Consider the following 17,282-nt stretch of genomic DNA (forward strand, 5'->3'; position numbering starts at 1 on the left):
CCGAGGAAGCTTTCAAACACCGAGCCTGCGTCTAAGCGTACATTTTGTAGAGTGATATTCGGATCGCCAAACGAAATACTCGCACCACTCGTCGTAGATAGTGAGCCGCTGGCTAAATCTTGGTAGTAAACGATGGTGGTATCGATAGATGGCAACACATCGGCAGCCGACGTTGATACCTTAGTAAACAGCTTCGCCTCAGCATAGGCATTGGCGTTGATAACCAATTCAACTTTTTCGCCTAACTCCAAACGCCCATCAGCAGCGACGGTTCCGGTTTTTCCACCAATATCTTTAATATCAAAACCGAAGTGGCCGCTAATGCCTGCACCTTTGTCATTGATGACATTGCCCGCCGCATCATATTGCAGCACTTCACCCGCGGTTTGGTCAGTCACATCAACCTTTAGGAAGCCCAATGTCCCCTGTGCAGTGGAACCATTTTTAAGACGTGCATCGACATCGAGCGCAATCTCTTCACCCTTCGCGTTAATACCCGATGTATCGAGGAACAGGCCAAAATCAGGTCCACTACCTACCGCCGCCATATTACCTAAGCCAATCCCCAAGCCCATCAGGTAATCAATTTCAGCAATTAAAGCGGCATCAATATCTAAGCCTAAACCGGGCATACCCACAGTGAAATCAACCGGCAGTTCACCATCAACCAACACACCGCCAAACTTGATATCGAAGCTTAATAAGCCATTGGCTGAGAAGGTTAACTCAATATCATCTGCACTGGTGGGTAGGCGTGTTTTAATCTTGCCGTTTTCATCATATTGAACGGCGCCGGAAGCATCTAACAATGGCACCACAAAGGAGAACAGTGGGCTATTGATGGTTTTCAGCCCGTCATAAAGCCCTTGGCGGACCTCATTGAGCAACGTTTCAAAAACTTTGCCGCCGACCGCTTCAAGATCTTGTAATTTTTTGCCTAACCCGTTGATATAACCGCTGGCATCTTTTTCACCCAGCACACTGGTTTCAATGCTACGCAGGCTATTCGCCAGATCATCAAACGGTTCACCACCCACCAGCGGCAGTTCGATATTATCGATACCGTTAGCCACTTCGTTGATCGCTGAGAACGCACCCTCCAGACCTTCCCGAACCGTTTTCGGATCATTCAATAGATCCAATAACAGTACGATGACATCGAAATTCATATCGAATTTCGGCAGGTTATAATCGAAGGTACTCACAAAGTTCTGGCTTTGATCGATACTAAATGCCGCTTTGGCAAATAGGACGTTATCCGCAACGCCATCAGCATCAAGGTCTTTATCTGTTCCGCCCAGAGGCAGTGCTTCAATCGGGAAGAACATCGGTAGGTTCAGGTCAGCAGAACCAAAAGCCGAGGCTTGGAAACCGTCTGTCACTTCGGTTAAATCTAGATAGCCGTTACCATTCGCGTCAGCGCCAGGATTGCCCATATTGGCGTAAAAACCTAAATCGATATTAGCGCTACCCTGTTTGCCCAACAGACCGATGGTGCCCAACACGCCTGCGTCAAAGCCTAGCTCAATATCGAGATCATCAACCCCGCCATGCAATGAAGCATGGATACCTGTCATTTCATCGATGTAAAAAATCGGTGTACGTACATCGCTTAAATCAAAGCCAAAGCCGAGATCTAAGCCAGCTTCAGCCCTTAGATCTATTTTCGCATTCGCTTCCACGTTGATGGCATCTAAAGCACCAGCCGACAGGCCTAACCATGTGTCTAAACCAAGATCATCAATATCGAGTGCGAGGTCGAACTCTTTTTCCGCAATCAGGTCCAGGTTTAGATCGAAATCAAACGCTGAATTGAGATAACTCATATCAACCATGTCGGCATCTGCGGCAATACCCAGAGGCGCCAATAAAATACGCAGCTCTTCGTTGAGCATATCTTCCAACTGCTGAACATTTCGCGCCGCATCACGCACAGTGCTGACGGCATTACTCAGACCCGCCGCAAAACTGACACCGCCATCACCTAAGATATCGGCGAGACTGGCATCAATGAGGGCGATTTTGTCATAGAGCACGCCATCCTTAATGTTGAAGCGCGACAGAGTTTCGCCCGTCGTAAAGAGGTTACTCGTTGTATCGATAAAGGTAGCGCCTGTTACCTCATTTTCGGTAATCGACTCAACCAAGACATCGTCAGCATCATAGCTACCCATTAATTCCCATGCAGTATGAGCGTAGGTTTGAACAACACGCACATCGCTTTCGAATAGCTCAACACCCCAGAAACTATCGCCACTGGCTGTTTCTATCCATTCAAGCAGGGTAATGCCTTTACCATCTTCAAGAATTTCATAACGACTGGCCTGTGGACCACCGACCGGAGCAACTTCATAGCTGTCCGTCGCCAGAGTAACCCCCGCCCCCCAGCGCTCTTCATAGAAATTAACGATATTACCGGTCTGCTGACCCAATACTTCGCGATCGGTGCCGACAACATCTTTAAGAAGTTCATCGATGCCACCGATAATCATATCGAGTGACAATCCACCTAATGAGAAGACCTCTTCTAAATTATCAAACTGAACCGAGCTTGGAATACTGGCGAGGAACTGCCCCATGGAGGCATCTTCAGGCAAACCACTGCTGCTAGCGGTGATAAAGCCGACTTCATTACTAAAGCCATCCAGCGCACCCGAGAGTGATACCGGCAATAACACCTCAAAGTGAGCATCACCTTCTAAGCTCGGCAATCCCATTAGCGATGCAGTGCTATCGTTGAGCATGTCCTGATAATTCAGCACACCATCGAAGCCCATACCAATCGATGCACCTAAGGATAGCGCTGCGTCATTCACTTCAAAACCAACCGGCCCTAAATTAACACCAAAATCGAAGGCTTTTATCAGATTCCCAGCAATCTCATCAGACAGGTCTGAGGCTGAAATTTCCTCTGCCAGCGTAATGATCGTCGAGTTACCATCGGAACTTAATTCTATCGCTGCAACCGTGTAGAGCTCATCGGTATAGCCTGACCCCTGTAGGTAAAAGCTATCACCGACCATAAACTGGCCGGCACTGGTACTTTTTATCGCGCCGATATGATCACCGGCAATAGTCACCGTCGCCGGTATCGTGTCAGCAGAACCCGCCGTCATGCCGACAATATCAATATATTCTTCGCCAAAATTGAAGTGCGCATCTAACCCAGGGTCTCGAACATAGAAGGCGCCGTCATCGTCAACGCCAAAGTTAAACATAAAGTCAATACCGCCACTGATCACCAGAGGCTGAGACTGAGTAATATCAATCGGCAGATCAAAATCAAAGTCACCAAATGAAATCAGTTCATTCAGATCCAGATTGACCAATTCACTAAAGCTTTCGAGCGTCAGCGCAACGCTATACTCTTTTAAATTCGAGGATGAGGCGACATTGATGTCAAAGCCATCAGTCGAACCGGTGGTTTGTAAATGCTCTAGGAGGTCTTTGGTCGTGGCCGAACTATTTAGGTCGAGATAAGCATCAATGGTGTCGACAAAGGACTGCACTTTGGTTTGAATCGTGCCATCTAAATTGGTGACTTTGTCTCCCAATAGGTCAGACAACGATAAATCGGTAAACGGAATAGCCGTTGAATCATCCAGATAGTTATCAATTTTAGTGCCGATATGCGACGACCAAGTGGCCAGCTCGCCCAAGCCAATACTTAACTTGGTTTGATCCGACAAACTCTTAAAGTGATCCGATGTTGGCAACAAACGCTGGCCCTTATCAATCTCTTCCATCATCAGATCGGTGGTGGCGAAATCAGGGTGACTCATCCCTAGCACATGCCCCATCTCGTGCATTAATACCGTCAGTAGGTCGATGCCATCATAAACACCATCATCGGTGTCATCGCTCGCCGTTGCATCTAAATACCAAGTCGCACCGGCGGCATTATCATCAAGCGTGATGGTGTAATCCAAGCCATTCGCACTGGTCGTTCTACCGACAACATTCCCACCAATGTCGCCCACGGTAACCGTAATATTTTGTAAGTTAGTCAATGCTGCTGCCGGCAATACCTCTGTCCAACGAGCAATGGCTTCAGTTTTAAGTACGTCTATCGCCGTTACATCGGCTGCGACTGTTGCATCAAGCGTCGCGCCGGTCCCTGCTATTGCCGCCGTCGTAACAATATCACCAAAGCCTTGGGATGATTTGAAGGCTGTCCACAGCCCCTCTCCCGACGCAATTCCCTCTAACCCTTTCGTTTCGAATGTGCCGTAAGCTTTAACCTCATGGAGGGTGCCGGATTCGTCACTGTATGAGTATGAGGTATAGTCACCATCGGCGTCTGTTTGCAGTGCCGATTGAGTTATCTCTGCCGTGATCGATGAAAAGTCGAGCACATCTGATGTGCCGCTGGAGAAGACCTTGTCCTGACCAAATTTGTCATTAAAGGTAAAAGTGGTTTTAGCCAAATCCACCTTAAAGTCACTCACCACAGGGGCAGGCGAGGCTGAAAACAGCACCGTAAACTGACCATCAACCGCGCTACTAACCGCAACAGTGATACCCGCCAGCTCATCCAGTGCCGCTGTTATATTACTGAGTGTTGCCGCATTGTCGGCACCCATAGCAAAAACCGCCGCCAAACGCGCGGGATCGGGTGTTACACCCGAGGTTGTTTCAAAATTGGCAAAAGACAGGGTGACTAATTCACCTTCATTAAAGCTATTCGCAGTAAAATCTAGCTCAAACGAAGCGGGGTCGGTCGGATTTGTACTTCTATCCACCAGATCCGTGACAACCACACCACCGCTATTATCGATAAAGACATCATTGCCTTCACCGCTTTCCAAGTTTTGGATATTTTTGTAGTTGGCGACAATGATAGAACCATCCAAAACAGTGACAATGGTCGACCCATTTTCTAGGTTCCCTGTAGCCAAACTAACATTCGTCACATCAGTGTAGGCCGGGGTAATAAATTCAATATTAAAAGTGAAGTTACGCTGATCTTCTGCCAAAGCTGGATCCGGCTGAGTCACATTGACCGCCAGATCTGCAACCCCATTCAGTTTATCTTCAATCTGCTGCATCATCGCCGAATAATCGGCCAAGGCTGGGATAACAACGCTGACCAATCCACTCGAACCATCGGGGTGATCAAAGCTAAGCGTAAACTCACCGCCGCTGACCTGACTGCCTAAAGCAATCTGATGAATGTAGTTTTGCTCAGTACCATCTAATGGAGACTGCGCCGCAACCGCCGCTTGAACCGACGTATCGCTCGAAGCCGTTAAGTGGGTTGGAGTAAAGATCAGCTGTTCGGGATTATCAAACCGGTCCAAATTCAAGAAGGTAATCGCAAACTTACCCGCCGTCACGTCATCGGGGGTTACGCTGACATTATTAGCCCCAAGGAATAATTCAAGCGCAGTTTTAATATTCGCGGCGGTCGCAATGGCATTTGCTCCAACAGCAATATCCGCGGTGGTAAAGCCACCAACCGCCGAATCATCACTTGAAGGTAACTCGAGGGTAAACTGGTCGCCCTCTACAGCATTAAGCACTAAAGATTGCTGTTCATCCCCCTGAGCTCGTAACGCTGTGCCCAGCGCTAAATCGATAGAATAGTCTGCACTTTGGCCTTCTAAACTAAGGGTATTGCCGTTTTCATCGGTTTCACCCCCATCAATCGTATCGACACCACCCTGACCAATGACAAAAATATTATCATTACTGTTACCAACAAAGGTGTCATCACCGCTCGAACCGATCACTTTGGTAAAGCCGGCCACGGCGTTATTAGACAGGCTATACTGCGAATCCGCAGCAACCGCTGAATTAATCAAACCGGAAAGCGAACTCCAACGCTCACCCAATACCGAGGTCGCACTGCCAAACAGAACTTTAGACTCGGCGATTTCCCCCCAAACCGGCACCTCAACCGCTTCCCATAAGGTATAAGCAATACCCGCAGTACCATCTACCGTGACACCAATAGCCTTACCGGCAGAATCAAGTTCAGTATCGTAGTCTTGATAGTTAAGGGTAATGTCACCCTCAGAAGAGATCACGCCACGTAAACGAGCATCACCATGGAATGTGAATATATTGTCACCACCACCGCCAACAATATTTTCAATGCCGGTAGCAAAAACGTAGTTACCCAACAAAATGTCTTCAGGCAACGGAATGCCAAATCGCTTCAATGCTGATCCGAATATCTCGTCACGGACCATAATAAAATTAGCACCAATCGATAGCAGAGGGACTTCAGCATCATCTCGACCCACGCTGATCAGATCGGTGAGTTCGCTAATGTTAGCGGTGGTAATTTCCCAGATATCATAGTGCAGGGTATTTTTAACTTCACCGCTACCCAACTGACCTTTAAGACCATAACCTGCCTCAGAAAGATCTAATGTATCAAAGAAATCACTGACACCTAAAATCTGAATATCCGGTACTTCAATAACAGCAGCAGCCCCCCATAAACCACTAAACTTATAGGTATCTGCCCCCCAACCACCCGCAAGAATATGAACACCGGGGGCTACAACATTTTCCGAAAACAGCGAAGGTTCGCCGTTAATCGCCGTAGAAAGTACCGCGTTTGCAACAAATTGTGCATAAGGGTTCGCAATTGAGTTTTCAATTAAGTTACCACCCACCTCAAATACATTGCTGCCCAATGAAGCATTGCCCAACGCTGCAACAGGGTTAAGTGTCGTATTTAAAGCGATGTTGATACCAGCGCCGTAGGTCACATTATCGATATTCTGAATGCGGCCAGTAAAACCTGCCTGTTTACCCAATAAGCTGGTTAAAACCGTTTGAGTAAAGTCGTCTTTCGCATAGCCAGTAATGGCATTAGCATTATCACCAACAACAAGATTATCCGTATCGCTAAGGCGAGTGGTTCCGGTGACTTCCAGTATCCATGACTTCGTCTTGCTACTATCAGGATTGACCGTAACGGTAATTTTATTGGCACCTAAGGCCGCATTCAGTGCGCTCTGAATAGCGCCTTTAGTCGTCTCATCATTCTGATTGACCGGAATATCCAGCGTACTGACGCCGTTAACGGATAAACGGAAGGTGGTCAGCGACTGATCCACCAACGTAACACGTTGTTTTTCTGCCACACTGCTAGCCGCGCTGCCATTGGCAATGGTGACAATATTGGCAGCCACACCGGGGGCAGCAACGGCGGTACTCTTAACAATCGCTAAGTTTGAGCCATCAACAATAAAAGGCTGTTCAGCCGCACTGAGATCAACCACGATTTCAACGACAAACTCACTTCCCACTAAAGTGGCGGGTAAGGCATTGATAGAGGATGCCGTCAAAGCTGCATTAATATTCGTTAGCAGCGTGCTACTGTTAGCGTCATAATCAATGGAACCGGTGGTCACACCACCAAAGCTGAGCGTGAATGTACCGCTAATAGCCTCACCGGCAACCACCGGCGGCATAGCAAATTTATAGATCCGGTTGGTCTCAACTAGAGAAGCATTGCTACTATCCGTGCGATCCAGATAGGCATCAATTTGCCCTACTTTTACCGGCGTTAAGGATTGATCGGTCGTGGCCGATGATAAGCCATAACCGGTGCCACCCATCGATTCGACAATATGCGTAGTAGACGGTGTCAGTTTAATACTGAAATTATCGCCAACGAGGGTAACGGTGGCTGTCGCGTTGGTGCCTAGCTCATTATTTAATGCCGTTTCGATTCGTGCGCGAAGCGTCTCGACAGTCTCGCCTGTTTGTAGCGCAACATCCACATAGACGGAGCCGGTGACCGGACTGTTATCAGCCAAGGTCTTCAGGTTGTATTTCAGCCCCACGATGCCCTGCGAGGCGTCGTTAATATTGAGAGTTTGAACCTCCTGGCCATTGGTCGACTGACTGGTAATAGTCGATGTACCCAATACCGTTGAAAAAAGACTGTTCTTAGCCACGATGGATGCAACAGAGCCACCCGCAATACTAATAGTGAAGGGACCAGTGCCCGTCACTGTCACTGTACCCGTCAAACTCGATTGCTGATTAATAAGCTGCTGTAAGGCGGCCTCAATAGCATCCTTATCGGCATCCTGAGCTAAATCGACTGTTTTATGAGTACCAATATATAAATTATAAGGATCAGTATTGGCACCGTGAGTAATCGTAATTGAGTGGACTTGTGGCGCAGTCATCGCTGATGGCGTTAAAACGAGATCAACCGCTGGTGCAGAAAGAGAAATATTAGTCAGCGTAGTAACCGCTTTATCCCCCTCCACACGCCAGCGCAGATCAAATGTTCCCGCGTCACCCGCCGTGACTAAAATCGCTTTTGGCGTACCCGCAGGCAGAGCCATCGCAGCGTATATCGCATTTTCAATACGCTGTGCCAGAGCGACATCATTAAGCGATGTTGCCGTTTCTTGCGTAAATACCGCCACACTACCTGACGCAGACGTCAGGACGCCGGTAAATTCCACCATGTTATTCTGGTTCGTGTAAGCAATGAGGTAGCCTCCCTCATTCTTAGTCACCGAAACGACCTTTGAACCAGTAGCCAAACCAAACTCTGCGGCTAATTGCGTATTTATTTTATCCGCTATAGCCGTTGAATTATCGCCCGTTGCAGCGCCGCTGCTTAAACCGGTCATGGTTTGAACGGTTTGAACGCCAGCGATGGTTGTAACATAGGTCAGATTAAAGTCCGTCGCGTCGGTGACCAACAGCTGTTGCTGAACCGGCGGCGTCATATAGATAGGGGCCGTGGTTACCGTCGTCGCGTCTCCCTGTACGGTTAATGTAAAACCGCCACGCTGGGCTTCGGGGATAGACAGACGCTGGACTTCAGCACCTCGATGACCATCAACAACCGTATCAACAGCAACGGATGATTTGGAGGTTTCGGCTAAATTTACATACGAAATCTTGGTTAGATCCGCGAAATTCCCCCCCGATATATCAACAGTATTTTTGACGGCTAAATCAGGTGGTGTTAGCGACAAGAGATCGATCAAACCGTCAACATTGAGCTGCGCCGAGAGAGGCTTAAAGCCTGTACCGCCAATAATCGTTCCTTTGAACGTCGTATTACCCGAGATGGCGAACGTATTCGAATTAACGCCACCACGCACAATGGTATTTTCACCTACATCGGTAAAGACAAAGGTTTCAAAAACACTCTCACCGAGTAATGTGTCAACCAGACCCGACGCTTGAGCATCAGTGCTGAGTGCGGTAGGTCTTGGCGCAACACGCTCGACAGTAAGCGATAATTGACCCGTATTACCATCAACCTTGCCCTTAGCCGCAGTCGTGGCCAATTCAAATGCCCCCGTCACCGCTGCGGTATACCCCAGAGCCGAGCCATCTAGATTTTTCAAGGCTTTTGTTAAGACCACATCGCCCGGATTATTAAAGGTAATATTTAGCTTAGTTTGCGCCGCCGAGCTACCAAAGCGCGGCTCCTTAACAGTAACCGAGCCGTCACCCAATAATTCGTTCAGCTTATTGCTCAGCTCGGTGATATTCGCCTCTTTATTCCCTGCAACAAAGGTAATCTTATCGGTTACTTTGTGTACGCCATCTTTGACTGTAGTGACCACGGGGGTCACCGTTGCAGAGGTGACTTGCAACAGATCGACATCGACCAGCTCTTTGTTGGTAAAGGTGATATTCCAACTGTTGGCTTTAAAGCTTTCGTTGGTGGTTTCTGCTGTTATAGGCGAGCCATCAACCGTCACACCGGTCACTTTCACATTAAGGTTCTGAGAACCAGAAGTGGATGTGAATGTCAGTTTATTCAGTTCGGTTTGAATTTTTAAAGCAGTGGCTTTAACGTCTACTTTACCGGTAGCGGCATCTGTAATGATTTGAATCGGCGTTGCCGTGGTTTTAACAGCGTGAGAGCCTCCAGGATCGGTAAAACTTAACTTAAAGGTTCCACTTGGCTGCTCCGCACCGGTAAAGGCCAATCGCTGGATTTCTTGAATCTTATAATCAAGCGCAAACTCACCTACAGTGCTGCTACTGATAATGAGTGGCTGAACCTCTTTAACCGCCCCAACCTGCTCAAAATTAAAATTCAGTTCATCCGTAACCTGACTAAAATCGATATCCAATACATGGTCATTCGCCGTCAAAGTACTGGTGTCGATGGTGACAGAATTTGTTTTACGTAACGCTTCCGGAACGGCAATAGCCGCCAGCATGTCGGTTATCGACGCAGAACCAAAGATAAAGGTCGCGTCCGCATTAGGCGCCAGAATAGTCTCAAACGCGTGAATATTGCCAGACACGCTACCATCGGCCAGAGTCGTCACACGGCCCTGTAAATTATTCGTCCCGGATAGGCCTGTCACGTCGACAGACATATCCGTCACATCATTTTCACTCGGCGTTGTAAAGGTGATTTGCCACTCTTTCAGTGCATCAGTAAAACTATCGGTGACGACTTCTACCGTATATTTCTGCACAAAATTACGGTTAAGTTTATTTAATTCCGTCTGGATAGCTAAACGCGTATTTTCTTTTTGCTGATCAACAGACGCGGCCGTCGTATCAATGGTAATAGGGTCGGTGGAGTACTTACCAATGGTTAAAACAAAGCTACCTTCGGTGACATTATTGAGTGTCAGTTGCTTAATTTCGCGAACCGAAGACCCCTCAACAGTAGACCAGATGTCGGGCTTGCCTTTAAGTGTTGTCGCGTTAGTGATCGCAACCGCATGAAGATCACTAATTTCAGGGTTTAAGACGGTAATTTCAAACTTATTACCGGTACCGGAAACCACCACATTGGCAAATATTTGTGGGCTATGATCGTTTAACTCTTGCTGAATCTGGGCGGCAATATCGTTAGGGGTAGAACCGGATGCGATAGGCACTGTAATAGATACAGACTGATTAGGCGTTCCTACGCCACTCACTGTTTTAGTATATTCAAAACCTAAAGTGAAGCTGCCAGATTCAGCAAGGCCTAGATCGATATTAATAGAGCCGTTGGTGTGCTTAGTCGTTAATTGAGTCGTCGTGTCAACGGTATTAACACCCGACACCACGGTGCCAACCACCGGCGGCGTATAGGTCAGTCCAGTCGCACTAACAATCGTCATTAATGGGATATTGGTATAGATCGGTTTTTTGAACTCAATATCAAAAGCACCGGTCCCTGCCCCTGCAGACTTAACCGACACCAGATCACCGACGGGCGCTACGCCATTATCCGTCAGCAGTGTTCTAAGCTTTGTTTCCAGTGCCGTTTTTATATTCGCCGCTGTGAGCGTCGTGGTGGCGCCGACAGTTATTGAGATCGGTGCTGTCGTTTCAAAAGTACCATCGGGTTTAGGAAAGTTATTCAGTTTTACCGTGAAATCACCAGATTTAGCGCCACCTAGATATAGTCGCTGCACTTCATTCGCATTACCTTCGCTATTTACACGCACCGTATTAGCGGTCAGTGCAAAATGACCCGACACATCACCAAAGCCAGACAGGGTTTTAGTCCAACTGGTTTTATCTTTAATGAAAGTACCAGTACCCGCCAACAGATTAGAACTGTTAAATAAGTAGGTCATCTCCTGGGTAACATTGGAGAAATCGAGCACATCACCACGGGCTTCTAGTCCGGCATCCGTGGTTTTGTCATCTTTACCTGCTTGGCTTTCAATCACTTCATCTTGGCCCCAATCATTGATGAACACATAATGATCGTAGCCTTTACCACCAATAAGGGTATCGTCACCTATGCCGCCATAGAGGACGTCATGACCGGTACCACCCACGATACTGTCATCACCTAGGCCACCACTGAGATGGTCATTACCAGCACCGCCGCTGATAACATCATCACCTAAGCCTGCACTGATTCGGTCATTGCCTGCACCACCACTGAGGTTATCATCACCTGCGCCACCGCCGATGGCATCATTGCCTAAACCGCCATAAAAGATATCGCCCTGAAGTGTGCCCGTAATAACATCTTGACCATCACCGCCATCCCAGACACGCCCAGTTTTAACACTGACAGTCTGGGTATAGTTATCAGAGAATATGAGGTCATCACCACTGCCCGTACTATTAACCAACAAACCAAAGTCGCCTAAGACGGTCATGCTCTTAACCGTACCCGCACCGGAATCAGTGGTACCTTTTAAACCATCTATACGATCAATGGCACCCGCCTTTAATCCTGTGTTAGCCGCCGTAAATTCAACGGCATCAATGGTTAGAGTCTTAACGGTCGTGGTCAGGGTGTAACGATCTTCGGCAGTCGGCCCACTGGATGTATATGCTTTAACGATAGTAAGAGGATCCGGATTAGTTTCAGTCTCAGCACTTAAAACAATCGTCGCTTGAGTGGTTCCCCCCGTAGTCCTTTTCTCTTGGCGAGCTTCCGCTATCAGCTTAATTTCTGGAATATTCAGTCCAGCCGATAACGATTGAAACGTAATAGTGAAATCGTAAGGCGTGGTGCCGGTAGCCGAACCACTCCCCGTAACCGTCACCAATGGTGCAGGGGTTACTGGAGTCGTTGCTGGAGGAGTTGTGCTGGTAGTCGTAACCGGCGTTGCTTTCAACACCAGAGAGTTCAGCGCAGCAGCCATCTCTGTTGCTATTGAAGCGGCAGTACCTGAATTGCTAATGTCGATGGTTTCCACTCCACCCAAAGACAACCTAAAACTGGTGATATTGGTCAGTTCTTGAGCGACAGTGGGTGATGCTTTAACTTTTGGAATTGTCAGCTTTTGTACTTCGTTGGTAGCCGTCGGAGCGGCGACACCATCGGCGGTATTAAGAATGCCAGTTACCGCCTTCTTAGCGACCCCTGGCGTTGTTTCACCTAGGTCGACCACCACATCGTTAGTATTAGTAGATTTGTATTGCGAATAGTCCAGAATATTCACACCATCGGTTTTGGCGATATTAGCGCCAGCCACATAGACATTACCGGTCACCAAGCCTTCAGCCAAGCTACCGGTTGTCTTCGCGGTCAGAATCTTGCCCTGCAAGGCATCCTGATCTTTGATGATGTAGGTATTTTTACCCTGACCACCAATGATGTTGGCAACGTTATCTGCGTTCACAACATAGGTGTAAGTAATTGTTTTTAAGATGGGAACTGCCGTCGTCCCAATATTAATTTGCTTCTCGACAACAGCCGTCACTTTCACTGAAGATGTTATCGTTGTGACCGCCGGTGTACCGGTAGAGGTCGTGCTGACGCTATCCAACTCAAAGATTAAGTCGTGGGTAACCTCACGGAAATCCAACGTCCCTTTTTTGCTGGTCGATTGAGTATCATCAATAAAAAAGTTAACGGTTTCTGTCAGTGCAGGCGTTGTATCCGGATAGAACTGCCCCCAGTCATTATTGAACTTATAGGTGTTATCACCCAGTCCACCGACCACTTTTTCAACATTGATGGCATTTTTTACTGAGTGTGTACTGGTCGTTACATTTGCGCCTTGAAAGACCTGCACACCGTATTGATCGGTCGACGTTCGATCAGAATCCGACACTTCAGATACCACCGGAATAGCCGGCACTGTAGGAGTCGACAATGGTTCTGTCGATTTAACTGATGGATGAAACTCAACGGTGATAGCTTGGGTCAGTGCAGAAAAGTCCAGCGTATCGGCATCACCGCCTTTAATCACCGTTAAGCCATCTTTGCTATCCGCTTGCTCGATAACCTGATCAGCGCCCCAATTGTCTTTAAACACATAATTATCGGTTCCGGCCCCACCCACTAAGGTCTGACTTCCGGTACCACCGACGAGATAATCTTCACCCGCTCCGGCAGCTACCGTCACATCAGTTAAACCGGTAACATCAAATTTTTGATCGCCCTTATCCGCGGTAAATGAGGCAAATGATGCGGTCGTAAAGCCCGTTAAAGTGTCGACCCCCTTAATGATATTGCCCGCCGACAGATTAACGTAATTGGTCAACACCGTATTTGAAGCACCGGAGTTATACAGCAGATCAATTTTGCCGCTGTAATTCGTATTCGCTCTATCAATATCGATTGGCGCACCAATATCATCGATAATAAGTCGGGTATTCCCAGCATCAAGGGCCTTACCGATCGATAATTTGCCAATCTCACCGGTTCCGGTAGTGACCACTGCAACTGCGTTTTTAGTATCTAACTGTGTAGCTGCATCCGTTGCGGTAGGATCGATCCCCATCACCGCATAGTCTTTAACCCATTTATAGGCATCATCACTCGATAAAGCGGTACCCTTTTTACTGATAGCGATGTGCGCGGACGCTAGTGTGGATGTATCTAAAACATCTATTTTAGTCTGTAACTCAAGCTCGGTTTTATAACCAAGCCGACCCACTTTAATATTCTTAATAGTGGCATCATCACCGTCGGCAAACTGAAAAGTACGTAACGTATTGGGTACGAGTGCGCCCGTATCTTCATTGACAGCCTGTGCAGTAATTTTAAATGGCGCGGTAGCGGTTTTCCCGGTCACGGTAATACGAATATCACTACCAACGCCGGTAAAGTTAATGGTATCAGTGCCTGCCGCTAGGATGACCGGTGCAGCCGTGCCATTTAACTCCCCGATAGTCACCGATTTATCGGCCGCCAACAGCCCGCTATACAGAGGATCATTCGAGGCAAAAGAGAACTGTTCAGTGGACATCAGATCAAGGGTCTGGGTGACATAGCCTGACTCAGTCTCCAGTATCCAGTCGCCACCGATAAAGCGATTGCCCGTCAAATCATCGGACGCAGCAATATCGGCCTGTGTTGCACCCGCCAGCCGGTCAACAAACGCTATACCCACCTCACCTTGAGCAACGTTACAGCCGTAAATTAGAATATCGCCGTCTGACTTTAATGCTTTCCCCCAAGCTTCCAACTGTTGACGGTAACGCTCTAACGAAGCACTGCCTAAAGAAGCCGTACCGAGACGCAGCAAACCGGTTGCCCCATGCGATAACACATGCAACGCGGCAATATCTTCATAGGCGGAAAGAATATCAGCCAGTTGCTCAACACCATCACCTTCAGCATCTAGCAAAACAACCGTGACGCGCTCCGCCTGCGAACGTGCAACCGGCGCATCGACTAACGCATCAGCTAACTCGGCATCAGCCACTAACGTTTCGTTAACACTCTCGTCCGCAGGATACCAATCCGCAACCAAGACATCGCCCGCACTGGTCGTTTCTGCATGCCATTCAAGATCGCTACCCGCATCCCCCATAAAGGTACTCAACAGTGCGCGATAATCCTCAACTGAACGGTCAATGACAACAAACTGATGTCCACTCAACTGTTGAATATGTTGGATCGCAACGGTAGTGGCCGCTTCAGTTTCACCCTCTGCGTTCGGTTGCTCTTCAGCCTCTTTCGGCTGCAGTGCCGCTAATTTTTCTAACTCCTCAGCTGCAACCTGAAGATCGACTAGATTCAGATTTTCAATATCCGCATGGGGATCACTACTCGTATCAGCATTGCTCGAGTCATCATCATGCTGACGAACTAACTGTAGCTCTTGTGAATTACTCGCTTCGGCTAGGCCTGCATCAATAAGCTGCTCGACCATGACCTCTTCGTTAAGTAGCTCGGCACTTAACGCAAGCGGGGCGGCATCTGCCGACAGCAGATAACGATTTTCCATCTGTTCCATCAGATAAGTATTACGTCGTCGGGCAGTGATTCCTTGACTGCTCCAAATGTACTGTCTTAAATTGCGGAATTTGTCATAACGCATTCGGAATAGACGGTTGAATATATACGACATAATTTTCATCCAATGATTTTTTCATTCGAAAAAAGCGGCTAACCAATAAGCTTTCTTCAGTGACTACCTGTGGTAAATAGGTACGGCTCTAGACTAAAGTGCGTTAAAGGGAAGAATTGCCTGCCCGTTATGATTCATGACTGACCAGCCAGCCATTGATGGCAGACAGATCGTCTTCCTGTAGCGCGCCCACCGAAAATTTCAAGCGCAGAACATTAAGCACATAATCATAACGAGCCTTGATCAAGGCCTGTCTTGCATCGGAAAGATCCTGCTCAACATCCAGAACCTCCACGAGGCTATTTTGACCACCACGATAGCCTGCCAACTTAGACTTCAAGCGTCCTTCCTGTGCTTGCAAAGACTTGTCAAGCGCACCAATTTGCACAATCGCCTCATTGATACGGGAATATGCATCATGTGCTGAACGCTCAACAGAACGCTGTTTGTCGTTGCGATCTTCAAGCACACTGCTACGCTTTTCGATCGCTTGACGCAGCTTGGCAGAGGTTTTGCCACCTGAATATAAAGGCACATTCAACTGGACTGACATCTCGGTCGTATCGATATTACTGCCGCCACCAAAGGGCGACCCTTCAATCACTTCATTACCATGAGTTAATACGAAATCGAGTGTGGGATAGTGACCGCCGCGTAACGCTTTAACCTCTTTATCCGCTTCATCTAGGGATAGGTTAAGGGCATGTAATTCGGGGTTATGTCTGGCAGCGAGTTTAACCCACTCTTCAGGGTCGGAAGGTACCGGCATCTCAAGTTGAATATCTGGGCGTAATCGGGATAACTCGCCCGGCATCGTCCCTAACGATTCCCGCAAGGCATAACGACTGTCCATTAAACGACTTTGTAGTTCGATCTCTTTACTCAAGGCATTTAGGTAACGCGCTGAGGCATCCTGTAGATCGACTGTTCTCACAAGGCCCGTTTTATGCTTCTTTTCAGAGACCTCGAAATGTTTCAGCATCGCTTTCTTTTCTGCTGCAACCGCCCGTAGCTGATCACTACGCTCAAGCACTAAAAAGTAACTTTCTGACAGCCTTAATAACAACTGTTGTTTGGATAACGTATATTCAACCTCGGCCCGATTAGCGCTGATTTTGGACTGATCAAAGCGCTGCCATCGGGAGTAATCAAAGATTGACTGGGTAAGTGTCAGACCATAACTATCGGTGGGATAATCGGCAGAGTTACCATAAAAAACGGCATTATCCGACTCATTGATGGTTTTACTGGTTTCTGTATGTTCGTATTGGAAGGATATCGTTGGCAATAGATCCGCTCGACTCAAGTTGATGATCTCTTGGTCTGCGCGGAACTTATGATAGGCAGAAAGGTATTTGGTGTCGTTCTCTTCAGCGACTTTCCAAACATCCATCAAGTCCTCGGCCGAGGCCTGGGTAGAACAGAGCAATACAGAACAGAAACCCGCACTAACAATAGCGCGGGTTATTTTTTTGTTTTCCATGGTTCCCCCTCGGCCTCATCCTGAGGAGCCTCTCTCTGGCAACCTAACAGGAGAGTCAGCATCCAATGCTATTT

General features: G+C 47.8%; 2 protein-coding genes (1 of these 2 running past the window's edge). Both read right to left on the reverse strand.

Translation table 11 applies throughout. The annotated features are described in order from the left end of the window. The coding region annotated (locus tag KO512_RS15720; RefSeq protein WP_215953303.1) for a DUF4347 domain-containing protein crosses the window boundary (this coding region is incomplete at its 3' end): on the reverse strand, window positions 1–15,725 show 15,725 of its 36,713 nt. 20,988 nt of the annotated region lie to the left of the window's left edge. A gap of 127 nt (window positions 15,726–15,852) precedes the next feature. Beyond that, window positions 15,853–17,208 (reverse strand): TolC family outer membrane protein, encoded by a 1,356-nt coding sequence (locus KO512_RS15725; protein ID WP_215953304.1) that lies wholly within the window; start codon window positions 17,206–17,208, stop codon window positions 15,853–15,855. Between the last annotated feature and the right edge of the window lie 74 nt (window positions 17,209–17,282).

Origin of the sequence: Amphritea atlantica, from assembly GCF_018860855.1 — a bacterium.
GTDB classification, from domain to species: Bacteria; Pseudomonadota; Gammaproteobacteria; order Pseudomonadales; family Balneatricaceae; genus Amphritea; species Amphritea atlantica_A.

Coding starts and splice junctions, on each gene's coding strand:
- KO512_RS15725 (WP_215953304.1), bottom strand. CDS start 17,208: ATGGAAAACAAAAAAATAACCCGCGCTATTGTTAGTGCGGGTTTCTGT.